Origin of the sequence: Microcoleus sp. w2-18bC1, assembly GCF_036700365.1 — a bacterium.
Lineage (GTDB): Bacteria > Cyanobacteriota > Cyanobacteriia > Cyanobacteriales > Microcoleaceae > Microcoleus.
Map to the genome: position 1 here is coordinate 41,999 of NZ_JAUBOS010000018.1, position 13,333 is coordinate 55,331.

Genomic DNA, 13,333 nt, shown 5'->3' on the forward strand with positions numbered 1-13,333 from the left:
ATTTAGTCCTTGGTTAGTATCGACAGGATGTTATTCAATAAATCTTGAATTGCAAATAGCATCTCCCTCCTGAGAAAAAGGATTTACTTGACATTCCAATTCAGAAATTTTGTCTGTCATATCGCTGTTAATCCTTGTGAGATAAATGTTTTCAGCCTCAGAACACTGAATCTGACTTTGCTGCTCGTAAAGAATTGTTACAAGTTTTTGACATTTATGTAAGATTGAAGTACATAGGCGCAGGAATTCGCTCAGGTCTTGTGTTAGACCGCAAAGCAAATGGTGCAGTTGGTCGGGGTCGATCTTCTGGGAGGACATAGGGACATCTCTCTGTCGTAGGGCAACATCTGTCATTCTACTACACCCTATTAAATGAGTGAAGACCATATCAAACTATCTTCTACACTTTCTGCTATACTCCACCTGGGAAAGTAATACTTCTTGACTCTGCTCAAGAGTATAAATACCTATCAGGGATTGAAACTTCACCCATTTCCTAGTGGTGGTTGCCTCCTTTCCCAGCATCGGTTTCGGCACGATGCCAAATCCCTATCAGGGCTTGAGCTTTCAACAAATCCACGTTTCACCCCCCTTACTCTTAAGCCGATAGGCGAGAGTATCCAAAAGCAGGGCCGATTGACCGAAGGCCACCGAGTAAGGTGCTCCGGGTTCGTGCCTACCAGACTCGTCAATTGGATAAATTTGAAAGTGCATGGGCAATTGCAGCCGTTTTTTAGCTTCCTGAACCGGATAGCGGATGACGTAACTCACCAAACCACGCAATTTAAGCCGCTTGTTAATTTCATTAATCCAGCGATTTCCCGGCTGCAAAACTTGAATACCTAACAAAACTTGAACTTTCCAAGTATCTGCAACTTCGCCCAAATCTCGGGGATAGATAAATTTCCAATTGATTCGCTCCTCTCGATAAGTTTGCAATTTCATAAAGGCTAAACAACGTTCAAAACGTCCTTTAGGGATGGGTTGACCTGTCTTTTCTGCTGTCTCTTGGAGCAGTCGCATATAAGCCACTTCTGTCATAGGTTCAATTTCCAAATTGCTCAAGATTCCCGGCAAATCGTAGGTCTTAAATCGGTCTGCTTCGTTTCGCTCGGTGAGGTCGTACAAACCACACTGAAGAGAACTAGAACCTCGAAAACTGCAAGCATCTTCGGCAATGGGATTTCCTGTTTTTTGTTTCGATAACTCCTGCCATTCTATTGTCCATTTCTTGACGCAACCTCTCACCCTTCCCAAACTGGTGTCAAAGACTTGTTCGCAATCTTTCTTAAATGCTTTATGACTTTCTGCAAATTCCCGTTTGATGGTTTCGTGAGCTAATCCTTGACTGCTGCTGAGCAAAACTGACTGCACCCCGGCCCACCGTTTGTAATAGCCTCGGAAATCATTGATTTTGCGGTAGTTATCGCGGATTTGAGCGTGGAAGTTAGGACGATCGTAAATACCATCTGCTACTAGCGGTGCATCCTTGTCTTCAAATAGTCTTGCTACTAAAAAGTTAGGTGTGAGAGCATAAGCTGTAAACTGATTAAATGCTATCTTTTTACCATCTTTTTCGTGACTCTCATGGCGTCCCAGCCGTCCCAACCGCTGAATGAAACTGCCTGCATCGGCAGATTCAAAAATTAAGAAATTTATTTTGAAGTCAACGCCGACATCAATGGTGCTAGTTCCCAAAACTAAGTCTGCTTCGAGCGATCGCTCTTTATCTCCTTTCCCCGTCAAACTGGTGTTTTCCTCAACTCTGAGAGTATGCAAGAATTCCTTAAATCTGGGAGTTAGACGCTTGACGGCTGCAATTGAATTGAGAATAATCGCTCCTTTACTACCCGGATGCTGCCGAAAATAATCTTCGATTAAATTGCGATTTTCCCAAAGCCAAGTTTCGGTAGCTTGATAGGTAGGTTCCAGAGAAATGAAAGTTAAAGAAATTGCTCGCGATACTTGCCGCCATCCCTCTGCTTGTAATTCAATTTTTTGGCTTGCTGTATCTGGAAACCGATATTTGTTCTCTGTCAGCGGATCAACGATCTTCGGTTGAAAACCAGCTTTCTGTAAAAGGTGAATTAATTGTTCGTCTGGTGTTGCTGACAGAAATAGATACTTTTTGCGGCGGTTGGTGTGCTTAATCAACAGCATCGTGTTGATAATGCTGGCAGTTTGCGGAGCCGTGCAAACGTGAAATTCATCAACAATGAATAACTCGAATCTAGTATCGATCGGACTCCACAGCTTATTCGGACTATCTTTGGGAGTTAAATAAGCGTGGCGGTGGAGGTAGTGAAAAATGTCAGGATTGGTAAGAATTATTTCAGATTGCTGAGTGCGAGTGGCGATCGCTTCCCACTTTTTGATGTTTTCACTTTCGGCGTAAATTTCTAACTCCGGGCCACTCAGTCTCGAAACTCGCAATTCATCAACGAGTTTAAACAACTCAATGTATTGCTTAATTTGGATTTCTTGGTCGCGAGCTAGTTCATTTGTTGGGTACAGTCCAATGACATTGTAATACCCTTGGAGTATTCCTTGGAGAAGTGTTTCTAGATAAGCCGCCAAGCTTTTACCGTCGCCGGTCATCGCGGTATTGATAATGACATCAATATTTGGATCGCGAATTGCTTTCAAAGTTTCGAGTTGATGCCAAGAAAGTGTCCAACCTTCCGGTAATTTGACTCCCTGGGGAATCTCCGCAGCGGGACAGGAGTAAACGGATTTGAGAGTAATTTGGTAGTCGGACATATGCTGAAAGTGTGTCCGTAGAAAGTTGATATCCCCCATATTGACACCGACAATAGAGATAATCAAGCCTGTACAATGAGAAAGTGTCCGTATATTTATGAGTCGCAAAGGTCAATCGATCACCCTATCGGTTTCTGAACGAGATAAAGCCCAGTTGGAAGCCTTAGCCCAAGAATTCGGGAAGACGTGGGGCGATCGCCCGAACATATCCAAACTGATAGAAGCGATCGCCCGCCGCCAACTGACGATCGCCCCCAACCACGACTGGCCCCAAACCCGCATCCAAGCCCTAGACCTCGCCCGACAGCAATTGCTTGACTTGGGTAAAATTGATGAAGCGCTGGCAATTGCCCAATTGTTGAGCGATCGTAGCGAACTGACTCTCCCTTTCCGGGCTGAAATCGATCAGTTTTTGAGCAACCCCTTACCTACTTGGCGGCAAAAAATCGACAATTTTATTCACAGACAGCAACCCTTCCGCCTGTCTTACCGGGATGCAACCGATCGCCTTTGGCATTACACCATCTTGCACGCTCGCATTGTCCCCATAGAAAAGCGACAGTATTTAATGTGTCGCTGCGAAGAATCGGAAGGTAATCAAGACGTACCGGGACTCGAACACAACTGGACGCTGCTGCTCGATCGCATTGAAGATGCTGCGGTGATTTCGGTTGATCGACCTTGGCTGCCAAATTTAGCGCGGATTCCCGTAGAATTTCATTTATCCGGCAGACTTGCCTTTAACTACAGACGCAAGCAGGAAGATGAGGAAGTCAGCGAACCAGAAGGCGATCCGCCTATCAAGCGAGTGATTCGGAATATCTCAAATACCTTCTGGTTTTTTCGCGAAATCTCTCCTTACTGGGAAGATTGCGCGATTGTTGCCCCAGAGTCAGTGCGCGATCGCTTCCAACAAAAACTGATCGACCTCTGCCGCCAGTACAACCTCGAAATCCGCGATTAGATCAAAAAAAAGCAGCCGGTAAAGGCTGCTTTGACAAAAAAACCGTTGTTGAGTTAGAGGAGAAAACTTTAAATCGAATTCAAATTACCGCTGTTTCAACTCCTGCCTGAGTTTCCACTATTTTCATCTACCGCTGACTCACCTTGCCTTCAGAACAAAACTTCAAATCCCGATTAGAATGCTGCTGAAAGTTCGTTGACTACTTGGACTCGGCCTCTGAGCACCGCCCGCAGCAAGCGGTTGACACAGCCTCTGTCTTCGTCATTCAGAGAGTCGTCGAAGGTGGCGGCCATCAAACCGTAGCGATCCGCCAGAGTCAAAACGCCTGTATCCGTTACAGAAGCGAGGATTTCAGAGATAGCGCCGGGGAGGAGTTGTACGGGGTGCATGGCAGTGCGGTTGAATTCGATATATTTATCATCTTCTGGTTTCCTCAAAAGATCGGTGATATTAATGAGGCCGCGAAGGTGATTGTCAGGGGTGAAAGCAAGTGATCCGAATAGAGTAAAGTTGTGATTTCGGTCACATGGCGATCGCCCGACAGCTTAAAACCCACCTCTGGCAGATGCGCCCATACCAGCGGAATTTATACATTGGGTATGATTTCTAAATGAGTTCCACCCTTACCCCCGTACTAAAAATGCTTGATTTTCTCAATCCCATCTTGGGCCGCAAGCCCGATCGCATCAAAGCCAATGTGGAAATCTATACTTGGCAAACCTGTCCCTACTGCATCCGCGCCAAAACTTTGTTGTGGTGGAAAGGCGTAAATTTCACGGAATACAAAATTGATGGCGACGAAGCCGCTAGAAAAGCAATGGCCGATCGCGCTAACGGACGCCGCAGCGTACCCCAAATTTTCATTAATAACCAACACGTAGGCGGCTGCGATGATATTCACAAACTCGATGCAGAAGGAGAGTTAGATTCGCTGCTAGCTCAACCAGCAGTTTAAATTAATGTAGGTTGGGTTTCGTTCCACCTGCTCAACCTACAAATTTACAAATTTTTGGCAAATTTACTTAGATTATCTTGCCGCCATTTAGCATCCGATCGCCTGTCTGTTTGCACTTCTAAGACGCGAATCCCGCTATTTGGCAAAAAACTTAATTTTTGTTTGAACTGTTCCCAATCCTCAATTAGCTCGTGTTCCACGCCATAAGTTGCACACAACTGAGCAAAGTTGATATGCTGCGGGGTGGCAAAAAACTCTTCAAAGGGCGGGTCAAATTTGGCAACGGGCAACATTTCAAAAATTCCGCCACCGTTGTTATTAATTAATATGATTGTCAGATGACCGACAAATTTATTTTTAATTAAAAAACCGTTTGTATCGTGCAAAAGTGTTAAATCGCCTGTTAGCATGATGCTGCTTTGATTGTGGTGAGCAACTCCCAATGCTGTTGATAATGTGCCGTCTATGCCGTTAGCTCCGCGATTGACAAAAGTTTTTATTTCTAAGTTGTTTGGCTTCCAGAAAAACTCTACATCTCTGACGGGCATACTGTTGGCAATAAATATCGGTGTTCCAGGCGGCAAAATTTGGGAAAGCAGCCAGGAAACTTTGGGCTCGATTATGTTGTTAATTGTGGATAGTTTTTGGTCTATTGTTTGTCTGACTTGGATTTCGGTGTTGCGCCAAAGTTGGAGGTATTCGTTTGAGGGAGAGGTTAGAACCCCCCCTAACCCCCCCTTGTTAAGGGGGGGGACTTGAGTTGATTCCTCCTTGCTAAGGGGGGGGACTTGAGTTGATTCGTCCTTGTTTAGGGGGGGGATTTGAGGGGAAATAGCAGTGGTAGCAGGGGCTCTATCCCCCCCTAGCCCCCCCTTAATAAGGGGGGGGACAAGAGTTAATATAGTTGCGAGATTTTCAGGGGAGGTTCGCAGGTGAATTGTTTTGCCGTGTAGCGGATCGAAGTTGTGGTGGCTGGGGTCGATTATGTAGCGTTTTGGTTGGGTTTTGTCTAGCCAGTTTCGCAGTTCTTTGCTTGTGGGTAAGTCTCCGATTTGAATGGCTATTTCTGGGGTTAATTTATTTGCTAGTTCGCGGTTTCGCAGGATTAAATCGTAGGTGGAAATTAGATGGGGGTTTAGTTGGGCGTAGTTTCTGACTGGGGATAATCCTTCTGCTAAAACTGGCCAGTTTAAGGATTTGGAAATTTGGGCGATCGCACTACAGTATTTTTCGGCAAATTGGGGCTGTGCAACGCCGGCAATAATAATCCCTTTATTGCTTCGCTGCCATTGTTGCATGGTACTTTCTTCTCCCCCCCTTAACAAGGGGGGGCTGGGGGGGGTAGAGCTTTCTCCCGCGAAAATGGATTCTAATCCTGCAAAAAAATCTTCGGGATTGAATTGTGTTTCTAAAGCTTCTACAGCTATGTCTGGAACGGGTACAAGTGGGTCGCGAAAGGGGATGTTGAGGTGGACGGGGCCGGGAGTTGGAAAGTGCGATCGCTCCCAAGCATACACGATCGTCTGCCGCAGATAGTCTAGCATTCCTCTGGACGCAGAAGGTACCGCTAATTCGGCTTGCCAGTTCGGATAATTGCTGTATATTTTAACTTGGTCGATCGCTTGTCCGGCGTGACAGTCCCGCAGTTCTGGAGGTCGATCGGCGGTGAATATTAGCAGCGGAATTCGACTTTCTCTCGCTTCTATTATTGCAGGATAAAAGTTGGCTGCGGCGGTTCCAGATGTGCAAATTAGTGCGGTTGACAAATAGGATTTTTTGGCAATTCCTAATGCAAAAAAGCTGGCTGAACGTTCGTCGAGTATGGGAATAGTTTCTATTTTTTTGTTCAGGGCAAAGGCTATTGTTAGCGGTGCCGATCGCGAACCTGGACAAATCACGGCTGTAGTTAATCCCAGTCGTTGCAATGTCTCTGCTAATACGGAAGCCCAGACGGTATTTGTGTTGCGAAAATCTATTGGCATTGCTAAATCTGAGTAGCTCAACTCTGTATTGTGCTACGATATTATACCCAAATAATTGTCAGGATACATTTTTATGATTCTTGAGGCGGTTGTGATTAATGTCAAATCTGGCTGTGAGGGTGATTTTGAGATAGCTTTTAGAGAAGCCTCCAGTCTGATAGCGTCTATAGATGGATATTTATCTCACGAACTTCATCGCTGCACAGAAGTTCAAGGAAAATATCTATTATTGGTTAGGTGGGAAAATTTAGAAGCTCATACAATTAGATTTAGGAAATCCGCTGAATATCAAGAGTGGAAAAGAATGCTTCACCATTTTTACGCTCCTTTTCCCATAGTAGAACATTTTGAGGAAGTGAAAATTAAACATTAACACAGACTCAATCAATTAGCCCGACCACTCTAGATTCTGCAAATTAGCTGAATTAAACTAAAGCATTTAAAAGTGCCTGCAATTTGAGCTGAATTTCTGCTAGTTCTTTCTCAGGTTCGGAACCCGCCACAATACCGGCACCAGCATAAAGTATAGCCCGATCGCCATCGATTAAAGCCGATCGAATGCCGACGGCAAATTCGCCGTTGCCGGTGCGATCGATCCAGCCGAGGGGTGCTGCGTACAAAGAGCGATCGCAGCTTTCGCAGCCGCGAATTTGCTGTAGCGCAATATCTCGCGGTACGCCCGCCACCGCTGGGGTTGGATGCAGTTGAGCTAAAATCTTTAATAAATGAATATCACGGGGAATTCTAGCCCTTATGGGTGTCCACAAATGCTGAATGTTTGACAGTTGCAGCAGTCTCGGTAGTGGAGAAAAGTCGGGATTGATACCGAGACTCGATAGGCGATCGACTATAAAATCAATTACAACTCGATGTTCTCGAATATCCTTTTCGCTGTTGAGTAAACCTTTGCCTAAATTCGCATCTTCCGCTTCATTTTTTCCCCTGGGTGCCGAACCTGCTAAGGCATCTGTTACTAACTCATTTTTGTGAATGCTGATTAAGCGTTCTGGACTGGCCCCGATAAAATTTTGACCTTTGCCGTTACTGGTGGAAAATACGTAGCAACCGGGATAAGTAAGGCGCAAGTTATTTAATGAATCTATTAAACTAAAAGGGGTTTTGGAAATGACATTTATTGCTTGGGATAAAACAATCTTACTAAAATATTGAGAGTGGATCAAGTCTAAAGCTGACTTGACGGATTTTTTAAATTGAGTGGCATCATTCACAGGAATTTGTTTGAAAAATATCGAGCTGTTTCTAATCGAATTAATTTTTTTGTAAGGTGAAGACGAAATTTTATCAAAACTTTGCCAAATATTATCAGTGATGATTTTAACATTTATATCTCGGTTTATGATTGCATTGGCAACAAGTGTGCAGCTATCTTTCAGGCGAGTAATCTGCCATTTTGGTAAAAATACGGTACCAGGGGGGAAGTAAGAATTGGTGGCGACATTCTCATCAAAAAAAGCAAAGCTACAAAAAAAGTGCGGCCCGCTGAATGGCAAGCGTTCTGTACCGATGGTAATTGTTTTGGCAAGACAAGATTGAATAAAATTTTGAGCAAGGGCAAATCGATCGCTTCCGGCTACTGTTAGATGGATTGCCGAATCTAGGGCGGCGATCGCAAAACTATTGCCTGAAATCGGGTCTCTTTTTTCAAAGTAAAAGTGCCGCTGGCAAGGTTCGGAAATCTCTTGAAGTACAACTAGCGGATCGACGGGGGCAATCTCCTGAGAAATACTAACTATCTTGGTTTGATCTTTTTCGGTTAAAGACTGCTGGCAATCTAACAGAAACTGATGCAGTTGATTGCGGTCTTGTAAAAGATTAGCGCGGTGCGGTATTACTGTCATGAAAGCGAGAATAGCAGATTTGTCAGAAAGAGTGCGGTTTTGTCCCGCTAGAACCCCTATTTCGATCTAAGCACGGGAGGGCGATCGCAAAACATGACCTTTCGAGTTTCCCGGAAAGTTTGGGCTCAGCGGGGGGCAAAAAACAGATGATCTTCTTCGTTGGCGTAGCCCCCGTAGGGGCGGACTTCGCCAACGCGCGATCAATCGAAACATTTAGACATAAAACTTTAAGATTGAGCGACTCAATCTCTACTCTCATGCGATCGACCCCGCAGAGGTTTGCAGACGGGCATTACCGGGCGTGCGATCGCCCGCAAAGCCTCTCAAGGGATGCCCCCCACGCACTCAACCCAATACAGAGTAGACTTTCTTCACCAATAAAATTGTAAAATTACTACGCTGCTATCAATTGAATCAAGTTTGTGTAATGACAACAAAGTTAATTGAACGTTCAAATAGTAAATTGTGGCTGGCGGCAATCAAGCCGCCTATGTACAGCGTTGCGGTGATTCCTATGTCAGTAGGAACAGCCATTGCTTTTGCCGAAACTCAAACGATTAATTCGTCAATTTTTTCGACATTTTTAATGTCAGCCATTTTGATTATAGCATGGCTGAATCTCAGCAATGATGTATTTGACTCAGAAACAGGAATCGATAAAAACAAAGCGCATTCCCTAGTTAACTTAACCGGAAATAAAGCTTTAATTTTCGGGCTAGCCAATCTGTTTTTAGCAGTCGGAGTGTCTGGAATCTGCGCCATAAGCTGGTGGCAAAAAGACCCAACAGTTATTTTGCTAGTAGTTTTATGCTGTGCTCTCGGCTACACTTACCAAGGGCCTCCGTTTCGTCTTGGCTATCAGGGTTTAGGGGAAATAATCTGCTTTTTCACTTTTGGGCCGCTAGCCTTGGCCGCTGCTTATTACAGTCAGACTCAAACTTGGTCTGCAACTAATTTTGCGGCTTCGGTAATCGTGGGAATTACTACGAGTATCATCTTATTTTGTTCCCACTTTCATCAAATTGCGGATGATTTGGCGGCGGGTAAAAAATCGCCAATTGTGCGACTCGGTACAAAGAAAGGTGCCCAGTTGTTGCAGTGGTTGTGCGGCAGCGTTTATGCTTTGACTGTGCTATTTGTGGCTGTGGGAATGTTCCAAATTTGGACGCTGTTGATTTTTGGGAGTTTGCCATTTGCGATCGACCTTTGCCGCCATGTCACAGGCTATCATGACCAACCGGGAAAGGTCAGCAACTCTAAGTTTATCGCAGTTACGCTGCATTTTTCGAGCGGATTGCTGCTGGCGTTGGGGTTTGCTTTGTAGATCGGGCGATCGAGAATTTCGGTAAAATGGAGGTATGGTTTGCTAAGTTGAGGGAGTTGGTGGAGTTGGGTGACTTCTCAAAATTTTCTTTAATTTAGCAATCCATACCTCATATTGAATCGTATAATTATATATGGAAAAATTTAATAATTATAACTTTCACTATTCCTTAACTGGCAACAAGAATCAGCCGAAACTTTTATTTTTGCATGGATTCACGGGCAGCAGTCAAGACTTTAGCAGCGTCATTCCCTTACTTCCTAACAGTTATTGCTGCTTAGCAGTTGACCTTCCCGGCCACGGAAAAACCCAAGTCAACGGTGACGAAAGTTGCTACAATATGTCAAATACTGCCCAAGCATTAATCGAGTTATTAGATGATCTACAAATAGACAAATGTTTGTTGTTGGGCTATTCAATGGGCGGCCGATTGGCACTTTACATGACATTACATTTTCCAGAAAGATTCAAGAAAGTAGTGTTAGAGTCAGCTTCTCCGGGATTGAAAACAGAAAAAGAGCGATCGCACCGCCTAGAATCCGATTTACAGCTAGCACAAAAGCTGGAGAATAGCAACATTAAAGATTTTTTATTAAACTGGTACGATCGCCCTTTATTCAAATCTTTAAAAAATTCTCCTAATTTCGACAAACTCATAGAAACCCGCTTAGCAAACAATCCCTTAGAATTAGCCAAATCTCTCCGCAATATGGGAACCGGCAACCAGCCCTCTCTCTGGGAAAAACTGGCACAAAATCAAATGCCCATCCTCTTGCTAGCTGGAGAATACGATGATAAATTTACAACTATAAATACCGAAATGGCCAGCTTGTGTCCGGCAGCTACTCTGGAAATTGTACCAAAAGCTGGCCACAATATCCATTTTGAAAATATTGATAATTTTGGATCAGTTGTGAGAGAATTTTATGATTAACTAAAAAACTAATGCTTCATCAATTCGAGTTTCGCACTTATCAGCGAAAATTTAAGCGTCCACTGCAAACAAGTCACCGCATTTGGGATATTCGCGAAGGAATTATCCTGCGACTTGTGGACGAAAACAATCAAATTGGGTGGGGAGAAATTGCCCCTTTGAGTTGGTTTGGTTCCGAAAGTTTTGAGCAAGCTTTAGATTTTTGTCAGCAGTTGTCAGGTAATATTTCATCAGAGATGATTTTTGCTATTTCCGCTGAATTGCCGGCTTGTCAATTTGGCTTTGAGTCAGCACTAAGCGAGCAAAATTCACCCCCCCCAGCCCCCCCTTGCCAAGGGGGGGAGAAAAGCGAAAATTTAACTTACCTTTCCCAAAAGGGGGATAAAATGCCAAATCAGTACAGCGGTTTATTGCCCGCAGGTGAAACAGCTTTGCAGGCTTTGCAAGTGCTTTGGTTAGAGGGATATCGGACATTTAAATGGAAAATTGGTGTTGCTGCAATTGAGGAAGAATTAAAGATTTTCCAGCAGCTAATCGAAGCAATTCACAATTTGTGCGATCGCGAAAAAGCATTTTTGCGGTTAGATGCCAACGGGGGACTCAGTTACTGGCAGGCTAAAACATGGTTGGAAGCTTGCGACAAGGTAAATGCAACTCCCGACTTTTCCGCAAGCATTGAATTTTTGGAACAGCCACTGCCTGTAACACAGTTTCAGGAAATGGTAGAATTGAATGCTATTTATGCAACTCCGATCGCCCTTGATGAATCTGCTGCCAACCTCGATCGCATCCAAGAGTGCTACAGCCAAGGCTGGCGGGGCATTTTCGTCATTAAACCGGCGATTGCTGGTTCCCCATCCCAACTGCGAAAATTTTGTCAAACTCACAATATAGACGCTGTTTTCTCATCAGTATTTGAAACCGAAATCGGCAGACAGGCAGCCTTAAATTTAGCCAAACAATTGTCTTTAAATAAGAGAGCACTGGGCTTCGGCACCGATTGCTGGTTCGACGATAATAATTCGATTTTGGATTTTAGATTTTAGATTTTAGATTACTCCCACGACTAAAGCAAGCGGGTGAGGTAATTGTTTTGAATCGAGAAACTTGGTGAAAGCATCTATGGCAACAAATCTAACAGTAAATATCCTGGATATCGCGGCTAGCTTGTCCGATAATTGGCTGATCGGTTGTGACAGTCGCGAATTTGCCCGAATTGTCGATCGGCTATTTCAAGAAATCACCCAGAATCCCGCACAAAAAACACCCCCAAAAATTTGCCTCGCCGAACCAGAACCCGTGCAATTTCTGGCCAGTTTCATCGCCGCCCGCGCCGCCAAATGCCCGATTTTTCTGTGCAATCCCAACTGGGTAAAACAAGAATGGCAACAAGTCTTTGATTTAGTCCAACCCGACTTAATTTTGGGACAATACCCGCTTCCCAAAAATCCCCATATCCCCGTCCGCGAAGGCGAACTTCGTTTGTGTAGCCGCGAATTCCATTCGCCGACTAAAAGCGGTTCTGATACGATTATGATTCCCACCGGCGGTTCTTCAGGAAAAATCCGTTTTGCCATCCACACTTGGGAAACACTAACCGCATCAGTACAAGGTTTTCAACAATATTTTCAAGTTGACAAAATTAACTCTTTCTGCGTTTTGCCATTATACCACGTCAGCGGTTTAATGCAATTCATGCGATCGTTTACTACCGGAGGAAAACTGGCTATTCAGCCCTTTAAAGAATTAGAAAAGGGTAAAATATGCGACATCGAACCAGAAGAATTTTTCATTTCTTTAGTTCCAACTCAACTGCAACGGCTGCTGCAAAACCCAGATACAGCTAATTGGCTGGGACGGTTTCGTGCTGTACTTTTGGGCGGTGCTCCCGCTTGGCCGGAACTTTTAGAAACAGCTAGAAACTATCAAATCAAATTAGCGCCCAGTTACGGCATGACCGAAACTGCCTCGCAAATTGCTACACTAAAACCCCAAGATTTTCTCGCGGGTAATAACAGTTCTGGTCAAAGTTTACCGCACGCTAAAATAACTATTCGCAGTGCAAATGGGGAGATTTTGTGCGACAATCAAATCGGAAATATTGCTATAAATGCTAACTCTTTGGCGTTGGGTTATTATCCTGAAAATTTTGGCGATCGCGAATATTTCCAATTAGACGATTTGGGATTTTTTGATAAAAATAACTACTTAAATATTGTCGGACGCAGCAGCGACAAAATTATTACAGGCGGAGAAAATGTATTTCCGCCGGAAGTTGAAGCCGTTGTGCGATCGACTAATTTAGTGGCGGATATTGCTGTAATTGGCTTGCCAGACAAAGATTGGGGTCAAGTCGTTACGGCTATCTACGTTCCCGCTAATTCCGAAGTTACTGTCAAAAATCTGCAAGCGGCAATAGAAGATAAGTTGAGCAAGTTTAAGCGACCGAAATATTGGGTAATCGTCGAACAATTGCCGCGCAATTCTCAAGGCAAAGTTAATCGAGAACAATTACAAAAAATTGCGCTCGAATATCAATAATTATTAGGCGATCG

The 13,333-nt window shown here is 44.1% G+C and carries 12 protein-coding genes; 7 read left to right on the forward strand and 5 right to left on the reverse strand.

Going from position 1 to position 13,333, the window contains the following annotated elements; genetic code table 11:
- Nucleotides 1–30: 30 nt before the first annotated feature.
- Nucleotides 31–318, reverse strand: coding sequence for a hypothetical protein (locus QT979_RS12610; RefSeq protein ID WP_333310289.1), 288 nt, complete (start codon nt 316–318; stop codon nt 31–33).
- A 249-nt stretch (nt 319–567) separates the two neighbouring features.
- A complete protein-coding gene (gene cas3 / locus QT979_RS12615; protein ID WP_333310291.1) occupies nt 568–2,760 on the reverse strand; it encodes a type I-D CRISPR-associated helicase Cas3' in 2,193 nt (730 codons plus the stop codon).
- A gap of 97 nt (nt 2,761–2,857) precedes the next feature.
- Here cas3 and QT979_RS12620 point away from each other — a divergent pair, with 97 nt between their 5' ends.
- On the forward strand, nt 2,858–3,724 hold the full coding sequence (locus tag QT979_RS12620) for a WYL domain-containing protein (RefSeq protein WP_333310293.1): 867 nt from the start codon (nt 2,858–2,860) through the stop codon (nt 3,722–3,724).
- Between the two features lie 173 nt (nt 3,725–3,897).
- On the opposite strand, the gene QT979_RS12625 is transcribed toward QT979_RS12620, so the two are convergent.
- Nucleotides 3,898–4,113, reverse strand: a complete 216-nt coding sequence (locus tag QT979_RS12625; protein WP_172188518.1) for a hypothetical protein — start codon at nt 4,111–4,113, stop codon at nt 3,898–3,900.
- Between the two features lie 251 nt (nt 4,114–4,364).
- Here QT979_RS12625 and grxC point away from each other — a divergent pair, with 251 nt between their 5' ends.
- The gene (gene grxC, locus QT979_RS12630) at nt 4,365–4,679 is read left to right on the forward strand and encodes a glutaredoxin 3 (protein WP_333048639.1); all 315 of its coding nucleotides are present in this window, start codon (nt 4,365–4,367) and stop codon (nt 4,677–4,679) included.
- A gap of 44 nt (nt 4,680–4,723) precedes the next feature.
- Here grxC and menD read toward each other — a convergent pair whose 3' ends face one another.
- Nucleotides 4,724–6,661 carry a 2-succinyl-5-enolpyruvyl-6-hydroxy-3-cyclohexene-1-carboxylic-acid synthase gene (gene menD / locus QT979_RS12635; RefSeq protein WP_333310295.1) on the reverse strand — a complete coding sequence of 646 codons (1,938 nt, stop codon included), beginning with the start codon at nt 6,659–6,661 and terminating at the stop codon, nt 4,724–4,726.
- Between the two features lie 73 nt (nt 6,662–6,734).
- On the opposite strand from menD, the gene QT979_RS12640 reads away from it, so the two are divergent.
- The gene (locus QT979_RS12640; RefSeq protein WP_333310297.1) at nt 6,735–7,034 is read left to right on the forward strand and encodes an antibiotic biosynthesis monooxygenase; all 300 of its coding nucleotides are present in this window, start codon (nt 6,735–6,737) and stop codon (nt 7,032–7,034) included.
- Between the two features lie 52 nt (nt 7,035–7,086).
- On the opposite strand, the gene QT979_RS12645 is transcribed toward QT979_RS12640, so the two are convergent.
- Entirely contained in the window at nt 7,087–8,520 is a 1,434-nt protein-coding gene (locus QT979_RS12645; protein ID WP_333163675.1) for an isochorismate synthase, read from the reverse strand.
- A 427-nt stretch (nt 8,521–8,947) separates the two neighbouring features.
- On the opposite strand from QT979_RS12645, the gene menA reads away from it, so the two are divergent.
- The 4 genes from menA (at nt 8,948) to QT979_RS12665 (ending at nt 13,319) form a co-directional block, all read left to right on the forward strand.
- A complete protein-coding gene (gene menA, locus QT979_RS12650) occupies nt 8,948–9,844 on the forward strand; it encodes a 2-carboxy-1,4-naphthoquinone phytyltransferase (protein ID WP_333310299.1) in 897 nt (298 codons plus the stop codon).
- 133 nt (nt 9,845–9,977) lie between these two features.
- Entirely contained in the window at nt 9,978–10,778 is an 801-nt protein-coding gene (gene menH, locus QT979_RS12655; RefSeq protein WP_333310301.1) for a 2-succinyl-6-hydroxy-2,4-cyclohexadiene-1-carboxylate synthase, read from the forward strand.
- Between the two features lie 11 nt (nt 10,779–10,789).
- Nucleotides 10,790–11,824, forward strand: coding sequence for an o-succinylbenzoate synthase (locus tag QT979_RS12660; protein ID WP_333310303.1), 1,035 nt, complete (start codon nt 10,790–10,792; stop codon nt 11,822–11,824).
- 76 nt (nt 11,825–11,900) lie between these two features.
- Entirely contained in the window at nt 11,901–13,319 is a 1,419-nt protein-coding gene (locus tag QT979_RS12665) for a 2-succinylbenzoate--CoA ligase (protein ID WP_333211555.1), read from the forward strand.
- Nucleotides 13,320–13,333: the final 14 nt, after the last annotated feature.

Bases quoted from the DNA above. Each gene is read 5' to 3' on its own strand.
- QT979_RS12610 (WP_333310289.1), bottom strand. From the start codon at position 318: ATGTCCTCCCAGAAGATCGACCCCGACCAACTGCACCATTTGCTTTGC.
- cas3 (WP_333310291.1), bottom strand. From the start codon at position 2,760: ATGTCCGACTACCAAATTACTCTCAAATCCGTTTACTCCTGTCCCGCT.
- QT979_RS12620 (WP_333310293.1), top strand. From the start codon at position 2,858: ATGAGTCGCAAAGGTCAATCGATCACCCTATCGGTTTCTGAACGAGAT.
- QT979_RS12625 (WP_172188518.1), bottom strand. From the start codon at position 4,113: ATGCACCCCGTACAACTCCTCCCCGGCGCTATCTCTGAAATCCTCGCT.
- grxC (WP_333048639.1), top strand. From the start codon at position 4,365: ATGCTTGATTTTCTCAATCCCATCTTGGGCCGCAAGCCCGATCGCATC.
- menD (WP_333310295.1), bottom strand. From the start codon at position 6,661: ATGCCAATAGATTTTCGCAACACAAATACCGTCTGGGCTTCCGTATTA.
- QT979_RS12640 (WP_333310297.1), top strand. From the start codon at position 6,735: ATGATTCTTGAGGCGGTTGTGATTAATGTCAAATCTGGCTGTGAGGGT.
- QT979_RS12645 (WP_333163675.1), bottom strand. From the start codon at position 8,520: ATGACAGTAATACCGCACCGCGCTAATCTTTTACAAGACCGCAATCAA.
- menA (WP_333310299.1), top strand. From the start codon at position 8,948: ATGACAACAAAGTTAATTGAACGTTCAAATAGTAAATTGTGGCTGGCG.
- menH (WP_333310301.1), top strand. From the start codon at position 9,978: ATGGAAAAATTTAATAATTATAACTTTCACTATTCCTTAACTGGCAAC.
- QT979_RS12660 (WP_333310303.1), top strand. From the start codon at position 10,790: ATGCTTCATCAATTCGAGTTTCGCACTTATCAGCGAAAATTTAAGCGT.
- QT979_RS12665 (WP_333211555.1), top strand. From the start codon at position 11,901: ATGGCAACAAATCTAACAGTAAATATCCTGGATATCGCGGCTAGCTTG.